Genomic DNA, 21,442 nt, shown 5'->3' on the forward strand with positions numbered 1-21,442 from the left:
TTTTTCAGACCATCGAGAGGCGTGCGGCCCCACACGCGGGCAGATGGCACGCAGGAAGCCCGGACTAATAAGATGGCATTGAAATCCCCCGCGTTTCGTAAAAAATTCCCGTTGCTGGTTACCGGCGGTTTGCTGGCCATGCAACCTCTCGCCACGTCGTACGTGGTAGCTGCCGAGCAGTTCGACTGCCAAGTGTCCGCTTCCGGAGGTTGGGACTGCAAGCCCAAGTCCAGTGCCAACACCTTGCCGCCGCGCCCGGTGCATGATGGTGCGGCCGTTAGTTCGGCCAATCCGACGCCCGAGCAGAGCGCCGAAGGCGTTGTCGAGCAGAAGGGCCAAGGCCCGATGCTCGTCACCGAGGCCAAGGGCCGTGGTCTGAAGTCGCGCAGTGCCGACTACAGCCACCTCGACTGGGTCCCACGCGACCAGCTCACCCCTGCCCAGCTCGCAGAGACCGGCCCGTATTGCGCCGGTGCCTATATCGAGCCGATCCGTCCGGGCATGAACGACAACACGCCAAAAGACGAGTCGCCGACCTTCATCGGTGCCAAGGCTTCGCGCTACCAGCAGGAGCAGCAGATCGCCACCCTCGCCGGTGACGTGGTCATGCGCCAGGGCAGCATGCAGGTCGAAGCCGACGAGGCGAACCTGTACCAGGCGGAAAACCGTGGCGAGCTGAGCGGCAACGTGAAGATTCGCGACAACGGTTCGCTGGTCGTGGGTGACCACGCGGAAATCGAACTGGACACCGGCGCGGCCAAGGTCGACAACGTCGAATACGTGATGCACAAGTCGCGTATCCGCGGTAACGCGCTGTACGCCAAGCGTGCCGAGAACGCCATCATTCGCCTCAAGGACGGTACCTATACCACCTGTGAGCCGAACAGCAACGCCTGGCAGCTGAAGGGCAACAACATCACGCTGAACCCGGCCACCGGCTTCGGCACCGCGACCAATGCCACCCTTCGAGTAGCGGATATTCCGGTGTTCTACACACCGTACATCTACTTCCCGATCGATGACCGTCGCCAGTCCGGCTTCCTGCCGCCATCGTTCAGCACCAGCAGCGACACCGGCTTCATGCTGGTCACACCGTACTACTTCAACCTGGCACCCAACTACGATGCCACGTTGTACCCACGCTACATGGCCAAGCGCGGCTTGTTGATGGAAGGCGAATTCCGCTACCTGACCAAGTCCAGCGAAGGTCAGTTCGGTGGTGCGTACCTGAATGACAAGGATGATGAGCGCAAGCTGCAGACGGACTACAAAGATCAGCGCTGGATGATCAACTGGCAGCACAAGGGTGGCCTGGACGAACGCATCATGACTGAAGTCGACTACACCGACATCAGCGACCCTTACTACTTCCAGGACCTGGAAACTGGCCAGATTGGTGTCGAAAGCACGGACTACATCAATCAACGCGGGGCATTGAGCTACCGTGGTGACTCCTACGTTACCGGCATCAACCTGCATGCCTACAAACTGGCGACCATCACGCAGACCACCCCCTACGACCGCCTGCCGCAAGTCTACTTCAACGGCACGCTGCCTTATCACCCAAGCGGCCTGAACTTCGGTTACAACACCGAATTTGTAAGGTTTGATCGCGACCTGCGTAACGGCAACTTCATCAACGAAGATGGTTTTGCCCAACCGTGGTACGACAACAATGTCTTCGGCCTTGCTCGTGCAAATGGCAACCGGATGAACATTGCCCCGGAAGTCAGCTTGCCGCTGAATGCGACCTACGGCTACCTGAAGCCTTCCATCAAGTATGCCTACACGCATTACGACCTGGACCTGGACGGCCGAGGCAAAGCCCAGGCTGAGACTGCCGACCCGTTGCTCGGCAAATTCAGCAGCTCACAAGATCGCAATGTCCCGATTTTCAGTGTGGACAGCGGCCTGTACTTCGATCGTGATACCCAGTGGTTCGGCAAGAACTACCGCCAAACACTCGAACCGCGCCTGTTCTACCTGTACGTACCGTACAAGGATCAGAAGGACATCCCGATTTTCGACTCCGTCGAAAGCACCTTCAACTATGCCTCGCTCTTCCGCGACAATCGCTTCTCGGGCACCGACCGCATCGGCGACGAGAACAAACTCTCGCTGGGCGTCACCAACCGCTGGATTGAAGAGAACGGCTTCGAGCGTCAACGCATCAGTGTTGGTCAGGCACTCTACTTCAAGGACCGCAAGGTTCAGCTGCCGGGCATTGACTACCGCACCCGCGACGACGCACTGGCCAATGTTTCTCCCTATGCGCTGGAGTACGAATATCGCTTCAACCGCGATTGGCGTGTGAACTCCGACTTCAACTGGGATCCGGACAGCCGCAGCACCCGCTCGGGCAGCGCGATGTTCCACTACCAGCCTGAAGACAACGTCAACAAGGTCGTCAACCTGGGTTACCGCTACCGCAACGACATGGTCCGTTACGACCAGTCCACCGGTAAGTGGTCGGTGGGTGGTGGCGCCTACGGCACGCCGGGTAAGGACTACTACAAGATCCAGCAACATGACTTCTCCGTCATGTGGCCGATCGTCCCGCAGTGGACGGCCATCGCCCGCTGGCAGCACGACTACAACCGCAACCGCACCCTGGAAGCCTTCGGTGGCTTCGAGTATGACAACTGCTGCTGGAAGCTGCGCCTGATCAACCGCTACTGGGTTGACTACGACGAGTTCAGCCAGGATGCACCGCAAAACGAAAAAGGCGACCACGGCGTCTTCCTGCAGATTGTGCTGAAAGGCCTCGGCGGCGTAGTGGGCAATAAGGTCGAGTCGTTCCTCGACCAGGGCATTCAAGGTTATCGTACACGTGAAGACCAAGCTTATTGATTGTCTGCGCCCGCTGATGCTGGGCGCTGTAATGCTGAGCAGCACGGCGTTTGCCGCCGTGCAACCTCTGGATAGCGTTGTGGCCATCGTCGACAACGACGTGGTCATGAAGAGCCAACTGGACCAACGCGTGCATGAAATACAGCAAACCATCGCCAAGCGCGGTGGTGCTGTACCTCCGGCAGGCGTGCTCGATCAGCAGGTTCTGGAGCGCTTGATCGTCGAAAACCTGCAATTGCAGATCGGCGATCGCTCCGGCATCCGTATCACTGACGAAGAGCTGAACCAGGCTATCGGCACCATTGCCCAGCGCAACGGCATGAGCCTGGAGCAGTTCCGCGCAGCACTGGCCCATGACGGCCTGTCCTACGATGATGCTCGCGAGCAGGTTAAGCGCGAGATGATCATCAGCCGCGTGCGCCAGCGTCGTGTGGCCGAGCGTATTCAGGTATCGGAGCAGGAAGTGAAGAACTTCCTCGCTTCGGACATGGGCAAGATGCAGCTGTCGGAAGAGTTCCGCCTGGCCAACATCCTGATCCCGACACCTGAGAGCGCCAACTCGACGGCCATTCAGGCAGCAGCCCAGCAAGCCGCCGAGATCTACAAGCAGCTCAAGCAAGGTGCCGACTTCGCTCAAGTGGCAATCGCCCGTTCGGCGAGCGACAACGCCCTGGAAGGTGGTGAGATGGGCTGGCGTAAAGCAGCCCAGCTGCCTCCGCCGTTCGACCAGATGCTGGCCCGCATGTCGGTGGGTGATATCACCGAACCGCTGCGTACCCCAGGCGGCTTCATCATCCTCAAGCTGCAGGAAAAGCGCGGCGGCCAGGCGATGATGCGTGACGAAGTGCACGTCCGTCATATCCTGATCAAGCCAAGCGAGATCCGCAGCGAAGCGGCGACCAAGCAACTGGCAGAAAAGTTGTATGACCGCATCCAGAATGGTGAAGACTTCAGCGAACTGGCGAAGAGCTTCTCCGAAGACCCGGGTTCGGCCCTCAACGGCGGCGACCTGAACTGGATTGACCCGAATGCGTTGGTACCCGAGTTCCGCGAAGAGATGGCCCGCGCCCAACAAGGCGTAGTGACCAAGCCCTTCAAGACCCAATACGGCTGGCACGTACTGGAAGTCATGGGCCGTCGTGCAACCGACAGCACCGAGCAAGCGCGTGAGCAACAGGCAATGAACGTACTGCGCAACCGCAAGTACGACGAAGAGCTGCAAACCTGGCTGCGTCAGATCCGTGACGAAGCCTACGTTGAAATCAAGCTTCCTGGCGCCGATCAGGCTGCCCAGTGAAACACCAGCGCTTCGCCCTCACACCCGGTGAGCCGGCCGGCATAGGTCCTGACCTGTGCCTGCTGCTCGCCGCGCAAGCCCAGCCTTACCCCCTGATTGCCATCACCAGCCGTGACCTGCTCGTCGAGCGGGCCGCGCAGTTGGGTGTGGCAGTCACACTCCTGCCGGTCAGCCCGGACGCCTTCCCGGACTCACCTGCCCCTTCGGGCAGCCTGTACGTCTGGGATACGCCATTGGCCTCGCCGGCAGTTGCTGGCCAGCTGGACAAAGCCAACGCTGCCTTCGTCCTCGAAACCCTGACCCGTGCGGGTCAAGGCTGCCTGGATGGGCACTTTGCCGGAATGATCACCGCGCCCGTGCACAAGGGCGTGATCAATGAAAGCGGCATACCGTTCTCTGGACACACCGAATTCCTGGCCGAGCTGACCGCCACTGAACAAGTGGTGATGATGCTCGCCACGCGCGGCCTGCGCGTGGCCCTGGTGACCACGCACCTGCCGCTGCGGGACGTGGCCGATGCCATCACCGTCGAACGCCTGGAGCGTGTTGCGCGCATCCTGCATGCCGACCTGCAACACAAGTTCGGCATCGCCAGCCCGCGCATCCTGGTCTGCGGCCTGAATCCGCATGCTGGCGAAGGTGGCCACCTGGGCCACGAAGAAATCGACATCATCGAACCCACATTGGCGCGCCTGCGCCTCGAAGGCATGGACCTTCGCGGCCCGTTGCCCGCCGACACCCTGTTTACCCCCAAATATCTGGAGCACTGCGACGCAGTGCTGGCGATGTACCACGACCAGGGCCTGCCGGTACTCAAGTACAAGGGCTTTGGCGCTGCACTGAATGTCACCCTGGGCCTGCCGATCATCCGCACCTCCGTGGATCATGGCACCGCCCTGGACCTTGCCGGCACCGGCAGGATCGACACCGGCAGCCTGCAAGTCGCCCTGGAAACCGCCTACCAGATGGCCGAGACCCGATTATGACCGAGCAATACCAACACAAGGCGCGCAAGCGTTTTGGCCAGAACTTCCTGCACGACGCCGGCGTCATCGACCGCATCCTGCGTTCGATCCATGCCAAGGCGGGCGAGCGCATGCTGGAAATCGGCCCGGGCCAGGGCGCCCTGACCGAAGGCCTGCTGGGCAGCGGCGCGCAGCTGGACGTGGTCGAGCTGGACAAGGACCTGGTGCCGATCCTCAACCAGCAGTTCGCGGGCCGTGACAACTTCCGCCTGCACCAGGGCGATGCACTGAAGTTCGACTTCACCAGCCTCGGCGCCGAGCCGCACAGCCTGCGCGTGGTCGGCAACCTGCCCTACAACATCTCGACGCCGCTGATCTTCCACCTGCTGTCCAACGCCGAGCTGATCCGCGACATGCACTTCATGTTGCAGAAGGAAGTCGTCGAGCGCCTGGCTGCCGGCCCCGGCGGCGGTGACTGGGGTCGCCTGTCGATCATGGTGCAGTACCACTGCCGTGTGGAGCACCTGTTCAACGTCGGCCCGGGCGCGTTCAACCCGCCACCGAAGGTCGACTCGGCCATCGTGCGCCTGGTCCCGCATGCCGTCCTGCCCTTCCCGGCCAAGGACCACCGCCTGCTGGAGCGCGTCGTGCGCGAAGCCTTCAACCAGCGCCGCAAGACCTTGCGCAATACCCTCAAGGCCCTGCTGACCAGCGAAGACATCACGGCCGCCGGTGTCGATGGCAGCCTGCGCCCGGAACAACTGGACCTCGCCGCCTTCGTGCGCCTGGCCGACAAGCTGGCCGAACAGAGCGCCAACTGAGTCACCGTTCAGGCCAGTCATGCCCGGCATGACTGGCCGTCGGCCCCGCCGATAGCCTAGACTGACGCCATCGCCGTATTCGCGTCAGTTTCTAAGGCCCCTTGCATGTCTGATCCCCGCTACCAGATCGACGTCAGCGTCGTGACCCGTTTCCTCAAAGAACAATCCGATCCTGAAAACAACCGTTTCGCGTTCGCCTACACCATCACGGTGGCGAACAACGGCTCCCTGCCCGCCAAATTGTTGGCCCGGCACTGGCTGATCACCAATGGCGATGGCGGTGTCGAAGAGGTGCGTGGCGAGGGCGTGGTCGGCCAACAGCCGCTGATCGCGCCCGGCCAGAGCCATACCTACAGCAGCGGTGCGGTAATCAACACCCGGGTTGGCACCATGCAGGGCAGCTACAAGATGTTTGCCGAAGACGGCAAGCGCTTCGATGCCTTGATCGCGCCGTTCCGCCTGGCCGTGCCGGGGGCCCTGCACTGATGGCAACCTACGCCGTTGGCGACCTTCAAGGTTGCCTGCAGCCGCTCAAGTGCCTGCTCGAACGCGTCAACTTCAACCCTGCCGTCGACCGCCTGTGGTTGGTGGGTGATTTGGTCAATCGCGGCCCCGAATCGCTGGAAACCCTGCGCTTTCTGTATGCCATGCGCGAGTCGCTGGTCTGCGTGCTGGGCAACCATGACCTGCACCTGCTCGCCACCTGGCACAACGTCGAGCGCCTGAAAAAGAACGACACGCTGCGCGAGATTCTCGACGCGCCCGATGCCGGCGAATTGCTCGATTGGCTGCGGCGCCTGAAGCTGCTGCATTACGACGAACAGCGCGGCATCGCCCTGGTACACGCCGGTATCCCGCCCCAGTGGACACTGGGCAAGGCACTGGAGCTGGCCGGCGAAGTCGAGCAAGTGCTGCGCGACGACAACCGCTTCAAGCCTTACCTGGACGGCATGTACGGCAACGAGCCGAGCAAATGGCACAAGGACCTGCAAGGCGTGAGCCGCCTGCGCGTCATCACCAACTACTTCACTCGCATGCGCTTCTGCACTGCCGACGGCAAGCTCGACCTCAAGGGCAAGGAAGGCGCCGACACTGCCCCGCCAGGCTACAAACCCTGGTTCGCCCACAAGGACCGTCGCTCGCGCCATGTGAAGATCATCTTCGGCCACTGGGCCGCCCTTGAAGGCAAGTGCAAGGTACCGGGCGTGATCGCCCTGGATACCGGCTGCGTCTGGGGTGGCGCCATGACCCTGTACAACGTCGACAGCGGCGAATTCCATCGCTGCGAATGCACCGACGAAGGTACGATCCGCCCCCAACCCGTGCCGGCACAACCGGTTAGAATGTCTGACCAGCCCTGAAGGAAGCCGTACCCATGAGCGAATTCAAACGCATCCCTCCCGAACAGGCCCAGGCCCTGCGTGAGCAAGGTGCGGTCGTGGTCGATATTCGCGACCAGCCCACCTTTGCCAATGGCCATATCCCTGGCGCGAAGCACCTGGACAACCACTCCGTGGCCGACTTCATCCGTGGTGCCGACCTCGACGCCCCGACGCTGGTGGTCTGCTACCACGGCAACTCCAGCCAGAGCGCGGCGGCCTACCTGGTCAGCCAGGGTTTCTCCGACGTCTACAGCATCGACGGCGGCTTCGAACTATGGCGCAGCACCTACCCGGCCGAAACCGCCCAAGACAACGCCGAATAATTTTTTTCATCTCCCGCAGCCCGCGCCCCGTGCGGGCTCGCGCCTGACCAGACGAACGGTCGTGGCGAACTTCATGTGCAACCGCCCTTGACCTCCCCGATTACCAACTATCCTTAAGCCCAGGCCATCCAAAAAGGGGAGAGCCGGTACACCGGCGTACGGGTCATCGGTAGCGACTTTAGGTGTTCTGGGGGGTATACAGCAGTCGACAGTGTCGGCTGCATGCCAGCATCAACTGACTGATCCGGCGCCGGCTCCACGTATCGAGCGAGGTGACGTCATGAGTATTTTTAGCCACTTCCAACAACGTTTCGAGTCCACCCGCCAGGAAGAGCTCTCGCTGCAGGAGTATCTGGAGCTCTGCAAGCAGGACCGCAGTGCCTACGCTTCGGCGGCCGAACGCCTGTTGATGGCTATCGGTGAACCGGAGCTGGTCGACACCTCGAACAACTCCAGGTTGTCGCGGATCTTCTCCAACAAGGTCATCCGTCGCTACCCGGCCTTCGAAGACTTCCACGGCATGGAAGAGTGCATCGACCAGATCGTCTCCTACTTCCGCCATGCTGCGCAGGGCCTGGAAGAGAAGAAGCAGATCCTGTACCTGCTCGGCCCGGTAGGTGGCGGTAAATCGTCGCTGGCCGAAAAACTCAAACAGCTGATGGAGAAGGTGCCCTTCTACGCGATCAAGGGCTCACCGGTCTTCGAGTCGCCCCTGGGGCTGTTCAACGCCACTGAAGATGGCGCCATTCTTGAAGAAGACTTCGGCATCCCCCGGCGTTACCTGAGCACCATCATGTCGCCTTGGGCAACCAAGCGCCTGGCCGAATTCGGCGGCGACATCAGCCAGTTCAAGGTGGTCAAGCTCTACCCTTCGATCCTCAACCAGATTGCCGTGGCCAAGACCGAGCCGGGTGACGAGAACAACCAGGACATCTCGGCACTGGTCGGCAAGGTCGACATCCGCAAGCTTGAGGAATACCCACAGAACGACGCCGATGCCTACAGCTACTCGGGCGCACTGTGCCGGGCCAACCAGGGCCTGATGGAATTCGTCGAGATGTTCAAGGCGCCGATCAAGGTGCTGCACCCACTGCTGACTGCCACCCAGGAAGGCAACTACAACAGTACCGAAGGCCTGGGGGCGATCCCCTACTCCGGGATCCTGCTGGCCCACTCCAACGAATCGGAATGGCACAGCTTCCGCAACAACAAGAACAACGAGGCGTTCATCGACCGGATCTACATCGTCAAGGTGCCGTACTGCCTGCGCGTCAGTGACGAGATCAAGATCTACGACAAGCTCTTGTTCAACAGCTCGCTGGCCAAGGCCCACTGCGCACCCGACACCCTGAAGATGCTGGCCCAATTCACCGTGCTGTCGCGCCTGAAAGAACCAGAGAACTCGAACATCTATTCGAAAATGCGCGTCTACGACGGTGAAAACCTCAAAGACACCGATCCAAAGGCCAAGTCGATCCAGGAGTACCGCGATTCGGCCGGCGTCGATGAGGGCATGAATGGCCTGTCGACCCGCTTCGCGTTCAAGATCCTCTCCAAGGTCTTCAACTTCGACCCGCATGAAATCGCCGCCAACCCGGTGCACCTGCTGTATGTGCTGGAACAGCAGATCGAGCAGGAGCAATTCCCGGCAGAGGTGCGCGAGCGCTACCTGCGCTTCCTGAAAGAGTACCTGGCGCCGCGCTACATCGAGTTCATCGGCAAGGAAATCCAGACCGCGTACCTGGAGTCCTACAGCGAATACGGGCAGAACATCTTCGACCGCTACGTGCTGTACGCCGACTTCTGGATTCAGGACCAGGAATACCGCGACCCGGAAACCGGCGAGATCCTCAACCGTATCGCCCTCAACGAGGAGCTGGAGAAGATCGAGAAACCGGCCGGCATCAGCAACCCGAAAGACTTCCGCAACGAGATCGTCAACTTCGTACTGCGCGCCCGGGCCAACAACAACGGCAAGAACCCGACCTGGCTCAGCTACGAGAAGCTGCGTGTGGTCATCGAGAAGAAAATGTTCTCCAACACCGAGGACCTGCTGCCCGTCATCAGCTTCAATGCCAAGGCCAGCAAAGAGGATCAGCAGAAACACAACGACTTCGTCACGCGGATGGTTGAGCGTGGCTACACCGACAAGCAAGTCCGGTTGCTCTCGGAATGGTACCTGCGGGTCAGGAAGTCCCAATAAGACAGAGGTGAGCTACAAGCTGCAAGCTACAGGGGGCACGCCGTTTGTCCGGAGGGTCGCGGCTTCGCCGGTAGCTTGCAGTTCATGCTCTAACTTGCAGCGTGAAGCTTAGAGCTTGCAGCTACTGCTGCCTTCCGGAGGCGCCCAATGAGTTACGTAATTGACCGACGTCTGAACGGCAAGAACAAGAGCACGGTAAACCGCCAGCGTTTCCTGCGGCGCTACCGTGACCACATCAAGAAGGCCGTCGAAGAGGCGGTAAGCCGCCGCTCCATCACCGACATGGAGCACGGCGAACAGATCAGCATCCCGGGCCGCGATATCGACGAGCCCGTGTTGCACCATGGCCGCGGCGGCAAGCAGACCGTGGTGCATCCCGGCAACAAGGAATTCACTGCGGGCGAACACATTGCCCGGCCACAAGGGGGTGGCGGCGGCGGTGGGCGCGGCAAGGCCGGCAACTCCGGCGAAGGCATGGACGAGTTTGTGTTCCAGATCACCCAGGAAGAGTTCCTCGAATTCATGTTCGAAGACCTTGAGCTGCCCAACCTGGTCAAGCGCCACCTGACCGGCACCGACACCTTCAAGACCGTACGTGCAGGCATCAGCAACGAAGGCAACCCGTCGCGCATCAACATCATCCGCACCCTGCGCTCGGCCCATGCACGGCGTATCGCCCTGTCCGGCAGCAGCCGCGCGAAACTGCGCGAAGTGCAGGAAGAACTGGCCCGCCTGAAACGCGAAGAACCAGACAACTTCGGCGACATTCAAGCCCTTGAAGCCGAAATTGAGCGCTTGAGCGCACGCATTCACCGGGTCCCGTTCCTCGACACCTTCGACCTCAAGTACAACCTGCTGATCAAACAACCCAACCCCAGTTCCAAGGCGGTGATGTTCTGCCTGATGGACGTGTCCGGCTCGATGACCCAGGCCACCAAGGACATCGCCAAACGCTTCTTCATCCTGCTGTACCTGTTCCTGAAACGGAACTATGACCGTATTGAAGTGGTGTTCATCCGCCATCACACCAGCGCCCGCGAAGTGGACGAGGAAGAGTTCTTCTACTCACGCGAGACCGGCGGCACCATCGTCTCCAGCGCCCTGAAACTGATGCAGGAAGTCATGGCCGAACGCTACCCGGCCAATGAATGGAACATCTACGCCGCCCAGGCTTCCGATGGCGACAACTGGAACGACGATTCGCCGATCTGCCGCGAGATCCTCAGCAAGCAGATCATGCCGTTCGTGCAGTACTACACTTACGTCGAGATCACCCCTCGCGAACACCAGGCCTTGTGGTACGAGTACGAGCGCATCGGCGAGTCATTCCCCGATACGTTCGCGCAGCAGCAGTTGGTGTCGGCCGGCGATATCTATCCGGTCTTCCGTGAACTCTTCCAGCGCAGGTTAGTGACATGACCGCTAGAGAGCAGAAACGCCAGCCCCTTTCGACCGGGTCCGAATGGACGTTCGAGCTTATCCAGGCCTATGACCGAGAAATCAGCCGCCTGGCCGAGCGCTACGCCCTGGACACCTACCCCAACCAGATCGAAGTGATCACGGCCGAGCAGATGATGGACGCCTACGCTTCCGTCGGCATGCCCCTGGGCTACCACCATTGGTCCTACGGCAAACACTTCCTCAGCACCGAGAAGTCCTACAGCCGGGGCCAGATGGGCCTGGCCTACGAGATCGTGATCAACTCCGACCCGTGCATCGCCTACCTGATGGAAGAAAACACCATCTGCATGCAGGCACTGGTGGTGGCGCATGCCTGCTACGGGCACAACAGCTTCTTCAAGGGCAACTACCTGTTCCGCACCTGGACCGATGCCAGTTCGATCATCGATTACCTGGTGTTCGCCAAGCAGTACATCACCCAGTGCGAGGAGCGCCACGGCATTGATGCGGTCGAAGACCTGCTCGACTCCTGCCACGCCCTGATGAACTACGGTGTAGACCGCTACAAGCGCCCCTACCCGATTTCCGCCGAAGAGGAACGGCGTCGCCAGAAAGATCGTGAAGAACACCTGCAAAAGCAGATCAACGACCTTTGGCGGACCATCCCCAAGGGCAACGACAAGTACAACGAGAAAGACAACGCCCGCTTCCCGGCCGAGCCGCAGGAAAACATCCTGTACTTCATCGAGAAACACGCGCCGCTGCTGGAGCCCTGGCAGCGGGAAATCGTGCGGATCGTGCGCAAGATTGCGCAGTACTTCTACCCGCAGCGGCAAACCCAGGTGATGAACGAGGGCTGGGCCACCTTCTGGCACTACACCCTGATGAACGACCTGTATGACGAAGGCCTGGTCACCGAAGGCTTCATCATGGAGTTCCTCCAGTCGCACACCAGCGTAGTCTTCCAGCCTGGCTTCGACAGCCCGTACTACAGCGGTATCAACCCCTACGCGCTGGGCTTTGCCATGTACCGGGACATCCGGCGCATGTGCGAACACCCCACCGAGGAAGACCGCCACTGGTTCCCGGACATCGCCGGCAGTGACTGGCTGTCGACCATCAAGTTCGCCATGAGCAGCTTCAAGGATGAGAGTTTCATCCTGCAGTACCTGTCGCCCACGGTAATCCGTGACCTGAAGCTCTTCAGCATCCTTGATGACGACCAGAAGGACGACCTGCTGGTACCGGCGATTCACGACGAGACGGGCTACCGGATCATTCGTGAAACCCTGGCCGCGCAGTACAACCTGGGCAACCGCGAGCCAAATATCCAGATCTGGAGCATCGACCGTCGCGGCGACCGCTCGCTGACCCTGCGTCACCAGCAGCACGACCGCAAACCCCTGGGCGACTCCACCGAGGAAGTGCTCAAGCATCTGCACCGCCTGTGGGGCTTCGACATCCATCTGGAAACCCTGCAAGGCGACCAGATCATGAAAACCTTTCACGTCCCCCCAAAGGGTGAACACGGCAGCGAAGGCGACTATGGCCGCCTGGACCTCGCTGTCGTGCACCTCTAGCGCAGCCGACCTCCGTTGCAGCCAGACAGGGTATCCTGTGGCTTCAACGGAGGTTTTTCATGCAGATCTATAAAGTCGGCGGTGCCGTGCGCGACCGCCTGCTCGGCAGGCCGGTCACCGATATCGATCGGGTGGTGGTTGGGGAGAGCGTCGAACAGATGCAAGCCTTGGGCTATCGCCCGGTAGGGTCGGACTTTCCGGTGTTCCTGCACCCGCAAACCGGCGAGGAATACGCCCTGGCCCGGACCGAACGCAAAAGCGGTCGCGGCTATGGCGGCTTCACCTTTCACGCCAGCCCCGAGGTTACCCTTGAGCAAGACCTGATTCGTCGGGACCTCACCATCAACGCCATGGCCGAAGATGACGACGGGCACATCACCGATCCGTACAACGGCAAGAAAGACCTCGAAGATCGAATTTTACGCCACGTATCGCCGGCGTTTGCCGAAGATCCCCTGCGCGTCCTGCGCGTCGCACGCTTTGCCGCGCGCTATGCCGGGCTGGGCTTTACCGTGGCCCCGGACACCCTTGAGCTGATGCGCGAGCTGAGTGAGTCGGGCGAGCTTCAAGCCTTGACCGCCGAGCGCAGCTGGAAGGAGATCGCCCGCGCGCTGATGGAAGACCAGCCCCAGGTGTTTATCCAGGTGCTGCGCGACTGTGGTGCGCTCAAGGAACTGATGCCGGAGGTCGACGCGCTGTTTGGTGTGCCTCAACCGGAAGCGCATCACCCGGAGGTGGACACCGGGGTGCACACCCTCGCAGTGCTTGAGCAGGCGGCAAAGCATCAGCAGCCGCTGACTGTGCGCTGGGCCTGCCTACTGCACAACTTGGGGAAAGGCCTGACCCCGCCAGAGGAATGGCCACGGCATATTGCTCACGAGCACCGTGGGCTCAAGCTGATCAAGGCGGTGAACCAGCGCTTCAAAGCGCCGCGCGACTGCCAGGAGCTGGCGCTGCTGGTGGGGGAGTACCACACCCACGGGCACCGGGCGCTGGAGCTGAAGGCGTCAACCTTGCTTGAGCTTTTGCAGAGCTTTGATGTGTATCGGCGACCGCAGCGTTTCGAGGAATTTATCGCTGCGTGCGAGATGGATGCACGCGCAAGACTGGGGCTGGAAGCACGGGAGTATCCGCAGGCCGCATATCTGCGCGGCGCGGCAGAGGCAGCGCGCGCGATAGCGGTGCAACCGCTGGTGCAGCAAGGCTACACCGGTCAAGCCCTGGGCGAGGCGATCAAGAAGGAACGACTGAAGGCGCTGAAAGCCTACAAGGACAATGCCGGTAGCTGAGCCCTACCCTGACTTCACCTGTGGGAGCCGGCCTTGCCGGCGATGAGGCCCGGATGGCTGGCGACCGATACTCGGTCGATCGCTGGCAAGGCCAGCTCCCACAGTGCCCCAAGCAAGGCTGTTACCCCGGCAGAGCAGCGCTACACCGTCAGTTGCCGCCCGTGCCACTCAAACGGCACCGGGGCCAAGACCTGATCGATCTGCGCCTCACCCCACAACTGCGCCATTGTCTTGCCCGCCCCCGGGTGCACCAGCGTTGGCGCAATCAACGACAACGGCCACAGCACGAAGGCATTCTTCAGAATCTCCGCACGCGGCAGCACCAGCCCGTCGAAACTGCCGTGCAAGTCGCCATACATCAGCACGTCGATATCCAGCGGCAAGCCTTTGCGTTCAGGCGCGTAGCGGCCGTTGTCGGCCTCGATGAACTTGAGCCGACGATCCAGCTCCATCAGCGGCAAATCGCTCAGACCAGACACCACCAGATTGAAGAACGGACCGCTCTTGATGCCCACCGCCTGGCTTTCGAATACCGCCGAGCAGCGCATGTCCTGCAGCAGGCCGGCCAGCGCATCAAGCCCGGCCGTCAGGTTCCGCTCACGCTCGACATTGCTACCGAGACCAAGGTAGACCAGGGTCAGAGACATCCGCGCTCGATCTCCACGCCAACACCGCTGGCAGCCGGAACGGCGCCCGGCTTGGTCAGCTTCAAGTGCAACCAGGGAATCTGGAACTCGGCCATCAGCACCTGGGCCAGGCGCTCGGCAAAGGTCTCGACCAACTGGAACTGGGCCTGCTCGGCAAACGCCTGGATACGCGCCGAAACACTGGCGTAATCCAGTGCCAGGGTCAGGTCATCGCCCGCCGCTGCCGGGCGATTATCCCAGGCAAACCGCAGGTCCAGGCGCAGGCACTGACGAATGCCACGCTCCCAATCGTAGGCGCCGATCACGGTGTCGACTTCCAGCCCTTCGATGAACACTCTGTCCAAGCACTTCTCTCCACAGCACGACAAGGGCGCCTAGCGCCGTTAGAATCAGGGCGTCCTCGCCCGGAATAGTTAGCATGTTTTGGTTACTGGCACTGCTCGCCTACCTGCTTGGCTCGCTGTCCTTCGCCATCGTCCTCAGCCGCCTCAACGGCAGCCCAGACCCGCGCATGAGCGGTTCGGGGAATGCCGGCGCGACCAACATGCTGCGCCTGGCAGGCAGGAAGCTGGCTGTCCTGACCCTGCTCGGCGACCTGCTCAAGGGCCTGCTACCGGTGCTGATCGCACGCCTGTTCGGCATGGACCAACAGGAACAAGCCTGGATCGGCTTGTGCGCGGTGATTGGCCACCTGTTCCCGCTGTACTTCCGCTTCCGTGGCGGCAAAGGTGTTGCCACCGCCGCCGGCATGCTGCTCGGCCTGTATCCACCGGCCGCCTTGCTGGCCATCAGCGCCTGGCTGCTGACCTTCTACCTCACTCGCACCAGCTCTCTGGCCGCGTTGATTGCCACCCCGCTCATCCTGCCATTGCTGGCCTGGCGTGAGCCGGAGGCGCTGCTGCCGATGAGCGTACTGACCGTGCTCATCGTGTGGCGCCATCGCGGCAATCTACGCGACCTTTTTGCCGGGCGCGAACGGCATTTCTAAACACTGCACATGAATCCTGCTCAGGTTCACAGCGCCGGCAACTGCTCCATCGGCCAACGCGCCTGCACGCTGATGGCCAGGGTTTCGTGCTGGCCAGCCGCCAAACGCTGACAGCCCGCGTAGGCGATCATCGCGCCATTGTCCGTGCAGAACTGCGGCCGAGCGTAGTACACGTTGCCATTCAAACCGGCGAGCATTTCTTCCAGCGACGTGCGCAGCGCCTTGTTGGCACTCACGCCGCCAGCGATCACCAGGCGCTTGAGCCCGGTGTGCTTGAGGGCGCGCTTGCACTTGATGGTCAGAGTCTCCACCACCGCCTGCTGGAAGGCCAGCGCGACGTCGCAACGGGTCTGTTCGCCGTCGTCCCCAGTACGCTGGCACTGCTGCCAGGTGTTCAGGGCGAAGGTTTTCAGGCCACTGAAGCTGAATTCCAGGCCAGGACGGTCAGTCATTGGCCGCGGGAAGACGAAACGCCCCGCCACGCCCTGCTCGGCCAACCGGGCAATTTCGGGGCCGCCCGGATAATTCAGGCCCATCAGCTTGGCGGTCTTGTCGAACGCTTCGCCCGCGGCATCGTCGAGTGTCTCGCCAAGCAGCTCGTATTGGCCGATGCCATCGACTCGTACCAACTGCGTATGCCCACCCGACACCAACAAAGCGACGAACGGGAACTCCGGTGGCTGCTCCTCGAGCATCGGGGCCAGCAGGTGGCCCTCCATGTGGTGCACACCGAGGGCCGGAATGCCCCAGGCAAACGCCAGCGCCTGGGCGCACGAAGCGCCCACCAGCAGCGCACCGACCAGGCCAGGGCCCGCGGTGTAGGCGATCGCGTCGATCTCGGTGGCGACACAGTCGGCTTCGGCCAACACCTGTCGGATCAGCGGCAGCATGCGCTTGACGTGATCACGCGAGGCAAGCTCCGGCACCACACCGCCATACGCGCGGTGCAGGTCGATCTGGCTGAACAATGCGTCGGCCAGCAGGCCGCGTTCACTGTCGTATAATGCGACGCCGGTTTCATCGCAGGATGTTTCCAATCCCAGTACTAGCATGGGTCTGCGCCTTGTTGAGGCTGAATTCGAAGGCGCGCATGATAGTCCCCACTCCGGGTGCCGACCAGCGGTTTTCGATCAGAGGCTTTGCATTCCGGGCAGCTAAGGGTTAACATCCGCAACCCTTAAAAACCGACGTTCTCCAGTGCACATTTTTGCCACGAGTTCGTTGACCCCGGTAATGAATGAAGGTAGCTCTGGATGCCAGCCGTCAAAGTTAAAGAGAACGAACCCTTCGACGTAGCTCTGCGTCGTTTCAAGCGCTCCTGCGAAAAAGCCGGTGTACTGGCTGAAGTTCGTAGCCGCGAATTTTACGAGAAGCCGACTTCTGAGCGTAAGCGCAAAGCAGCAGCCGCTGTTAAGCGTCACGCCAAGAAAGTTCAGCGCGAACAGCGCCGCGCCGTTCGTCTGTACTAATACAGACTAGCGTCGCAAGCTTCTGCCATGCCCGGCCTTCAAGCCGGGCTGTCGGCAGATGCTGCTGTTTTTCTCTGTCATGCCTGCCTTCGGGCAGTCGTAGCAGAGACGTCCAAGCTGTTTCGCAGCAAGGACAAGCCTGCCTAAACGTCAGAACTGGTTTAATCGCCAGACGTGCACGTCACCCTGACGAGCTTTAACCGGCTGCAGACGAGCACACCCTTCCGATTTTTGTGTTACGCCATTCGACATCGCTTCGAATGCGCAGCCGTCCCTGCAGCATTAGCGATTACACTTGTTTGTCGCCTGATGATGAGAGTGCCATGGCCGGGCTGATCCCCCAAAGTTTTATCGACGACCTCCTTAACCGCACCGACATCGTCGACGTGGTGAGTTCGCGCATTCAACTGAAAAAAGCCGGCAAAAACCACACCGCCTGTTGCCCGTTCCACAAGGAGAAGACCCCCTCCTTCAGCGTCAGCCCCGACAAACAGTTCTACTACTGCTTCGGTTGCGGCGCCGGCGGCAACGCGCTCGGTTTCATCATGGACCACGACAACCTGGACTTCCCCCAGGCCGTCGAAGAGCTGGCCAAGGCCGCCGGCATGGAAGTGCCGCGTGAAGAAAGCGGCCGCGGGCACAAGCCCCGCCAACCGACCGACTCACCGCTCTACCCGTTGCTCGAAGCTGCCGCCGAGTTTTATCGCCAGGCGCTGAAAGGCCACCCGACCCGCAAATCCGCCGTCGAATACTTGAAAGGCCGTGGCCTGTCTGGCGAGATCGCCCGCGATTTCGGCCTGGGCTTCGCCCCGCCTGGCTGGGACAACCTGTTCAAGCACCTGAGCAGCGATACCCTTCAGCAAAAAGCCATGATCGATGCTGGCCTGCTGATCGAGAACGCTGAAAGCGGCAAGCGCTACGACCGTTTCCGTGACCGGGTGATGTTCCCGATCCGCGACAGCCGTGGCCGGGTGATCGCCTTTGGTGGCCGCGTGCTCGGCGATGACAAGCCCAAGTACCTGAACTCCCCGGAAACCCCGGTGTTCCACAAGGGCCAGGAGCTGTACGGGCTGTACGAAGCGCGCAAGTTCAACCGCAACCTCGATGAAATCATCGTGGTTGAGGGCTACATGGACGTTATCGCCCTGGCCCAGCAAGGCCTGCGCAACGCCGTTGCGACCCTCGGCACAGCGACCAGTGAGGAGCACCTGAAGCGCTTGTTCCGCGTGGTGCCGAGCGTACTGTTCTGCTTCGACGGCGACCAGGCAGGCCGCAACGCCGCATGGCGCGCCCTGGAAGCGGCGCTACCGAGCCTGCAAGACGGGCGCAAGGCGCGCTTCCTGTTCCTGCCGGAAGGCGAAGACCCGGACACCTTGGTCCGCGCCGAGGGCACCGATGCCTTCCGCGCCCGGATCAACCAGCACGCCCAGCCCCTGGCCGACTATTTCTTCCAGCAGCTGACCGAAGAAGCTGACCCACGCTCGCTCGAAGGCAAGGCCCATATGGCCACCCTCGCAGCACCGTTGATCGAAAAAGTGCCGGGCGCCAACCTGCGCGCACTGATGCGCAATCGCCTCAAGGAAATCACCGGGCTGGACAACCAGCAGGTCGAGCAACTGAGCCACAGCGCACCCAATGAGGCGCCGCCGGCGTACGATCCGGGCATCGACTACGATGCGGTTCCCGACTACAGCCCCGACTTCAGCGACTTCCACCAGGGCGAACACTTCCAGCCGCAGCAACAGCCGTGGACCCCGCAGCAAGGCGGGCAGAAGAAAAAGTGGGAAGACAAACCCTGGGACAAGAACCGCAAGGGCAAGCCGTGGGACAAGAATGGCAAGCGCCAGGAATTCCACCCGCCGCGCGTTCCGACCTCGGTAGAACCGCCGACCTTGAGCGCCCTGCGCACCCTGCTGCACCATCCGCAGTTGGCCAAGAAGGTCGAAGATGCCAGCCATTTTGCCGCTGAAGAGCACGTCTACGCCCAGTTGCTGATCGCCCTGCTCGAGGCGTTGCAAAAGAATCCTGAGCTACGCTCACTACAGTTGATTGCCCGCTGGCACGGCACCGAGCAAGGACGCCTGCTGCGGGCCCTGGCGGAAAAGGAATGGCTGATCGATGCCGACAACCTTGAACAACAGTTTTTCGACACTATAACTAGCTTGTCCGCTCGCCAACGCGAGCGAAGCCTGGAACATCTGCTCAGGAAAGCACGTCAAAGTGAGTTGAGCGCAGAGGAAAAAAATCAGCTGCGCGACCTGTTAAGCCGGAATGTTCCCGCACAAACCCCGACCTCAGCTGGCGTGTGAGGTCCATGCTCGGGTATAATCCTCGGCTTGTTTTTTGCCCGCCAAGACCTTCAGTGGATAGGGTGTTATGTCCGGAAAAGCGCAACAGCAGTCTCGCATCAAAGAGTTGATCACCCGCGGTCGTGAGCAGGGTTACCTGACTTACGCGGAGGTCAACGACCACCTGCCTGAGGATATTTCAGATCCAGAGCAGGTGGAAGACATCATCCGCATGATCAACGACATGGGGATCAACGTATTCGAGAGTGCTCCGGATGCGGATGCCCTTTTGTTGGCCGAAGCCGATACCGACGAAGCCGCCGCTGAAGAAGCCGCTGCAGCGTTGGCGGCTGTGGAGACCGATATCGGTCGTACCACCGACCCGGTGCGCATGTACATGCGTGAAATGGGTACCGTCGAGCTTCTGACCCGTGAAGGCGAGATCGAAATCGCCAAGCGTATCGAAGAGGGTATTCGTGAAGTGATGGGGGCTATCTCCCACTTCCCGGGTACTGTCGATTACATTCTCAGCGAATACGACCGCGTGACCACCGAAGGCGGCCGCTTGTCGGACGTCCTCAGCGGCTACATCGACCCGGATGACGGCATTGCCGCGCCGGCCGAAGTACCGCCTCCGGTTGATCCGAAAGCACCGGCCAAGGCCGACGCTGAAGATGACGAAGAAGAGAAAGAAAGCGATGACGAAGAGGAAGAGACCGAAAGTGGTCCCGATCCTGAAATCGCTCGTCAGCGCTTTGGTGCCGTCCAGGAACAACTGAACGCCACCCTCAAGGTACTGAAAAAGAACGGCCGTCAGCACAAGGACAGCATCAAGGCGATGCTCGAACTGGCTGAACTGTTCATGCCGATCAAGCTGGTGCCTAAACAGTTTGAAGTGCTGGTTGAGCGTGTTCGTAGCGCCCTGGATCGTCTGCGTCAGCAAGAACGCGCCATCATGCAGCTGTGTGTGCGTGATGCCCGTATGCCGCGCGCCGACTTCCTGCGCCTGTTCCCGAGCAACGAAACCGACCAGACCTGGAGCGGTGATCTCTCCAAGCGCAGCACCAAGTGGGCTGCGGCGCTGGGTGAGAAGAACGACGCCATCGTCGCCTGTCAGCAGAAGCTGATCGATCTGGAGACCGAGAGCGGTCTGACGATCGCCGAGATCAAGGACATCAACCGTCGCATGTCGATCGGTGAAGCCAAGGCTCGTCGCGCGAAGAAAGAGATGGTCGAGGCCAACTTGCGTCTGGTGATCTCGATTGCCAAGAAGTACACCAACCGCGGCCTGCAGTTCCTCGACCTGATTCAGGAAGGCAACATCGGCCTGATGAAGGCGGTGGACAAGTTCGAATATCGTCGTGGCTACAAGTTCTCGACCTATGCGACCTGGTGGATCCGTCAGGCAATCACCCGTTCGATCGCCGACCAGGCGCGCACCATCCGCATTCCGGTGCACATGATCGAGACGATCAACAAGCTCAACCGTATTTCCCGGCAGATGTTGCAGGAAATGGGCCGTGAACCGACCCCGGAAGAGCTGGGTGAGCGCATGGAGATGCCTGAGGACAAGATCCGCAAGGTATTGAAGATCGCCAAAGAGCCGATCTCCATGGAAACCCCGATCGGTGACGACGAAGACTCGCACCTGGGTGACTTCATCGAAGACTCGACCATGCAGTCGCCAATCGATGTCGCCACGGTTGAAAGCCTGAAAGAAGCGACCCGTGACGTGCTCTCCGGTCTGACCGCTCGCGAAGCCAAAGTGCTGCGCATGCGTTTCGGTATCGACATGAACACTGATCACACCCTCGAAGAGGTCGGTAAACAGTTTGACGTGACCCGTGAACGGATCCGTCAGATCGAAGCCAAGGCGCTGCGCAAGCTGCGCCACCCGACGCGAAGCGAGCATCTACGCTCCTTCCTCGACGAGTAATGA

The 21,442-nt window shown here is 60.9% G+C and carries 18 protein-coding genes; 15 read left to right on the forward strand and 3 right to left on the reverse strand.

What is annotated here, in order from left to right; all coding sequences use genetic code 11:
• The first annotated feature begins 72 nt into the window (after window positions 1–72).
• From M5G11_RS09150 to M5G11_RS09200, 11 genes are all read left to right on the forward strand, one after another.
• Window positions 73–2,850 (forward strand): LPS-assembly protein LptD, encoded by a 2,778-nt coding sequence (locus M5G11_RS09150; RefSeq protein ID WP_273909738.1) that lies wholly within the window; start codon window positions 73–75, stop codon window positions 2,848–2,850.
• The gene (locus M5G11_RS09155) at window positions 2,831–4,147 is read left to right on the forward strand and encodes a peptidylprolyl isomerase (protein WP_273909737.1); all 1,317 of its coding nucleotides are present in this window, start codon (window positions 2,831–2,833) and stop codon (window positions 4,145–4,147) included. Before M5G11_RS09150 ends, M5G11_RS09155 begins: the two co-directional genes overlap by 20 nt.
• The gene (gene pdxA / locus M5G11_RS09160; RefSeq protein ID WP_273909736.1) at window positions 4,144–5,133 is read left to right on the forward strand and encodes a 4-hydroxythreonine-4-phosphate dehydrogenase PdxA; all 990 of its coding nucleotides are present in this window, start codon (window positions 4,144–4,146) and stop codon (window positions 5,131–5,133) included. The genes M5G11_RS09155 and pdxA overlap by 4 nt, the downstream gene beginning before the upstream one ends.
• On the forward strand, window positions 5,130–5,933 hold the full coding sequence (rsmA, locus tag M5G11_RS09165) for a 16S rRNA (adenine(1518)-N(6)/adenine(1519)-N(6))-dimethyltransferase RsmA (RefSeq protein ID WP_273909735.1): 804 nt from the start codon (window positions 5,130–5,132) through the stop codon (window positions 5,931–5,933). The genes pdxA and rsmA overlap by 4 nt, the downstream gene beginning before the upstream one ends.
• Window positions 5,934–6,038: 105 nt before the next feature.
• Window positions 6,039–6,419 carry a Co2+/Mg2+ efflux protein ApaG gene (gene apaG / locus M5G11_RS09170; protein WP_273909734.1) on the forward strand — a complete coding sequence of 127 codons (381 nt, stop codon included), beginning with the start codon at window positions 6,039–6,041 and terminating at the stop codon, window positions 6,417–6,419.
• Window positions 6,419–7,294 carry a symmetrical bis(5'-nucleosyl)-tetraphosphatase gene (locus M5G11_RS09175; protein ID WP_273909733.1) on the forward strand — a complete coding sequence of 292 codons (876 nt, stop codon included), beginning with the start codon at window positions 6,419–6,421 and terminating at the stop codon, window positions 7,292–7,294. Before apaG ends, M5G11_RS09175 begins: the two co-directional genes overlap by 1 nt.
• Window positions 7,295–7,308: 14 nt before the next feature.
• The gene (gene glpE / locus M5G11_RS09180) at window positions 7,309–7,638 is read left to right on the forward strand and encodes a thiosulfate sulfurtransferase GlpE (RefSeq protein WP_273909732.1); all 330 of its coding nucleotides are present in this window, start codon (window positions 7,309–7,311) and stop codon (window positions 7,636–7,638) included.
• A 280-nt stretch (window positions 7,639–7,918) separates the two neighbouring features.
• Window positions 7,919–9,841 (forward strand): PrkA family serine protein kinase, encoded by a 1,923-nt coding sequence (locus M5G11_RS09185; protein WP_273909731.1) that lies wholly within the window; start codon window positions 7,919–7,921, stop codon window positions 9,839–9,841.
• Window positions 9,842–9,988: 147 nt separating this feature from the next.
• Entirely contained in the window at window positions 9,989–11,260 is a 1,272-nt protein-coding gene (locus M5G11_RS09190; protein WP_273909730.1) for a YeaH/YhbH family protein, read from the forward strand.
• A complete protein-coding gene (locus M5G11_RS09195) occupies window positions 11,257–12,822 on the forward strand; it encodes a SpoVR family protein (RefSeq protein WP_273909729.1) in 1,566 nt (521 codons plus the stop codon). The genes M5G11_RS09190 and M5G11_RS09195 overlap by 4 nt, the downstream gene beginning before the upstream one ends.
• A gap of 59 nt (window positions 12,823–12,881) precedes the next feature.
• Complete coding sequence (locus M5G11_RS09200) at window positions 12,882–14,111, forward strand: multifunctional CCA addition/repair protein (protein ID WP_273909728.1); 1,230 nt, start codon at window positions 12,882–12,884, stop codon at window positions 14,109–14,111.
• 140 nt (window positions 14,112–14,251) lie between these two features.
• Here the strand turns inward: M5G11_RS09200 and folK are convergent, their stop codons facing one another.
• Together folK and folB are read right to left on the reverse strand one after the other, a co-directional pair.
• Window positions 14,252–14,758: a 2-amino-4-hydroxy-6-hydroxymethyldihydropteridine diphosphokinase gene (gene folK / locus M5G11_RS09205; RefSeq protein ID WP_273909727.1), complete on the reverse strand. Its 507-nt coding sequence runs from the start codon at window positions 14,756–14,758 to the stop codon at window positions 14,252–14,254.
• Window positions 14,749–15,102: a dihydroneopterin aldolase gene (folB, locus tag M5G11_RS09210; RefSeq protein WP_273909726.1), complete on the reverse strand. Its 354-nt coding sequence runs from the start codon at window positions 15,100–15,102 to the stop codon at window positions 14,749–14,751. Before folB ends, folK begins: the two co-directional genes overlap by 10 nt.
• 74 nt (window positions 15,103–15,176) lie before the next feature.
• Here folB and plsY point away from each other — a divergent pair, with 74 nt between their 5' ends.
• On the forward strand, window positions 15,177–15,746 hold the full coding sequence (plsY, locus tag M5G11_RS09215) for a glycerol-3-phosphate 1-O-acyltransferase PlsY (protein ID WP_273909725.1): 570 nt from the start codon (window positions 15,177–15,179) through the stop codon (window positions 15,744–15,746).
• Window positions 15,747–15,772: 26 nt separating this feature from the next.
• On the opposite strand, the gene tsaD is transcribed toward plsY, so the two are convergent.
• Window positions 15,773–16,798: a tRNA (adenosine(37)-N6)-threonylcarbamoyltransferase complex transferase subunit TsaD gene (gene tsaD / locus M5G11_RS09220; RefSeq protein ID WP_273909724.1), complete on the reverse strand. Its 1,026-nt coding sequence runs from the start codon at window positions 16,796–16,798 to the stop codon at window positions 15,773–15,775.
• A gap of 201 nt (window positions 16,799–16,999) precedes the next feature.
• On the opposite strand from tsaD, the gene rpsU reads away from it, so the two are divergent.
• From rpsU to rpoD, 3 genes are all read left to right on the forward strand, one after another.
• Window positions 17,000–17,215 carry a 30S ribosomal protein S21 gene (gene rpsU / locus M5G11_RS09225; protein ID WP_002551877.1) on the forward strand — a complete coding sequence of 72 codons (216 nt, stop codon included), beginning with the start codon at window positions 17,000–17,002 and terminating at the stop codon, window positions 17,213–17,215.
• Between the two features lie 323 nt (window positions 17,216–17,538).
• On the forward strand, window positions 17,539–19,524 hold the full coding sequence (gene dnaG, locus M5G11_RS09230) for a DNA primase (RefSeq protein ID WP_273909723.1): 1,986 nt from the start codon (window positions 17,539–17,541) through the stop codon (window positions 19,522–19,524).
• Between the two features lie 67 nt (window positions 19,525–19,591).
• Window positions 19,592–21,439, forward strand: a complete 1,848-nt coding sequence (gene rpoD, locus M5G11_RS09235; RefSeq protein ID WP_273909722.1) for an RNA polymerase sigma factor RpoD — start codon at window positions 19,592–19,594, stop codon at window positions 21,437–21,439.
• Window positions 21,440–21,442 lie beyond the last annotated feature (3 nt).

The organism is Pseudomonas fontis, from assembly GCF_028656955.1.
In the GTDB taxonomy this organism is placed as follows: Bacteria; Pseudomonadota; Gammaproteobacteria; order Pseudomonadales; family Pseudomonadaceae; genus Aquipseudomonas; species Aquipseudomonas fontis.

What these genes read in the sequence shown, in the direction of transcription:
- M5G11_RS09150 (WP_273909738.1), top strand. Translation starts at nt 73, where the DNA reads ATGGCATTGAAATCCCCCGCGTTTCGTAAAAAATTCCCGTTGCTGGTT.
- rsmA (WP_273909735.1), top strand. Translation starts at nt 5,130, where the DNA reads ATGACCGAGCAATACCAACACAAGGCGCGCAAGCGTTTTGGCCAGAAC.
- apaG (WP_273909734.1), top strand. Translation starts at nt 6,039, where the DNA reads ATGTCTGATCCCCGCTACCAGATCGACGTCAGCGTCGTGACCCGTTTC.
- M5G11_RS09175 (WP_273909733.1), top strand. Translation starts at nt 6,419, where the DNA reads ATGGCAACCTACGCCGTTGGCGACCTTCAAGGTTGCCTGCAGCCGCTC.
- glpE (WP_273909732.1), top strand. Translation starts at nt 7,309, where the DNA reads ATGAGCGAATTCAAACGCATCCCTCCCGAACAGGCCCAGGCCCTGCGT.
- M5G11_RS09185 (WP_273909731.1), top strand. Translation starts at nt 7,919, where the DNA reads ATGAGTATTTTTAGCCACTTCCAACAACGTTTCGAGTCCACCCGCCAG.
- M5G11_RS09190 (WP_273909730.1), top strand. Translation starts at nt 9,989, where the DNA reads ATGAGTTACGTAATTGACCGACGTCTGAACGGCAAGAACAAGAGCACG.
- M5G11_RS09195 (WP_273909729.1), top strand. Translation starts at nt 11,257, where the DNA reads ATGACCGCTAGAGAGCAGAAACGCCAGCCCCTTTCGACCGGGTCCGAA.
- M5G11_RS09200 (WP_273909728.1), top strand. Translation starts at nt 12,882, where the DNA reads ATGCAGATCTATAAAGTCGGCGGTGCCGTGCGCGACCGCCTGCTCGGC.
- folK (WP_273909727.1), bottom strand. Translation starts at nt 14,758, where the DNA reads ATGTCTCTGACCCTGGTCTACCTTGGTCTCGGTAGCAATGTCGAGCGT.
- plsY (WP_273909725.1), top strand. Translation starts at nt 15,177, where the DNA reads ATGTTTTGGTTACTGGCACTGCTCGCCTACCTGCTTGGCTCGCTGTCC.
- tsaD (WP_273909724.1), bottom strand. Translation starts at nt 16,798, where the DNA reads ATGCTAGTACTGGGATTGGAAACATCCTGCGATGAAACCGGCGTCGCA.
- rpsU (WP_002551877.1), top strand. Translation starts at nt 17,000, where the DNA reads ATGCCAGCCGTCAAAGTTAAAGAGAACGAACCCTTCGACGTAGCTCTG.
- dnaG (WP_273909723.1), top strand. Translation starts at nt 17,539, where the DNA reads ATGGCCGGGCTGATCCCCCAAAGTTTTATCGACGACCTCCTTAACCGC.
- rpoD (WP_273909722.1), top strand. Translation starts at nt 19,592, where the DNA reads ATGTCCGGAAAAGCGCAACAGCAGTCTCGCATCAAAGAGTTGATCACC.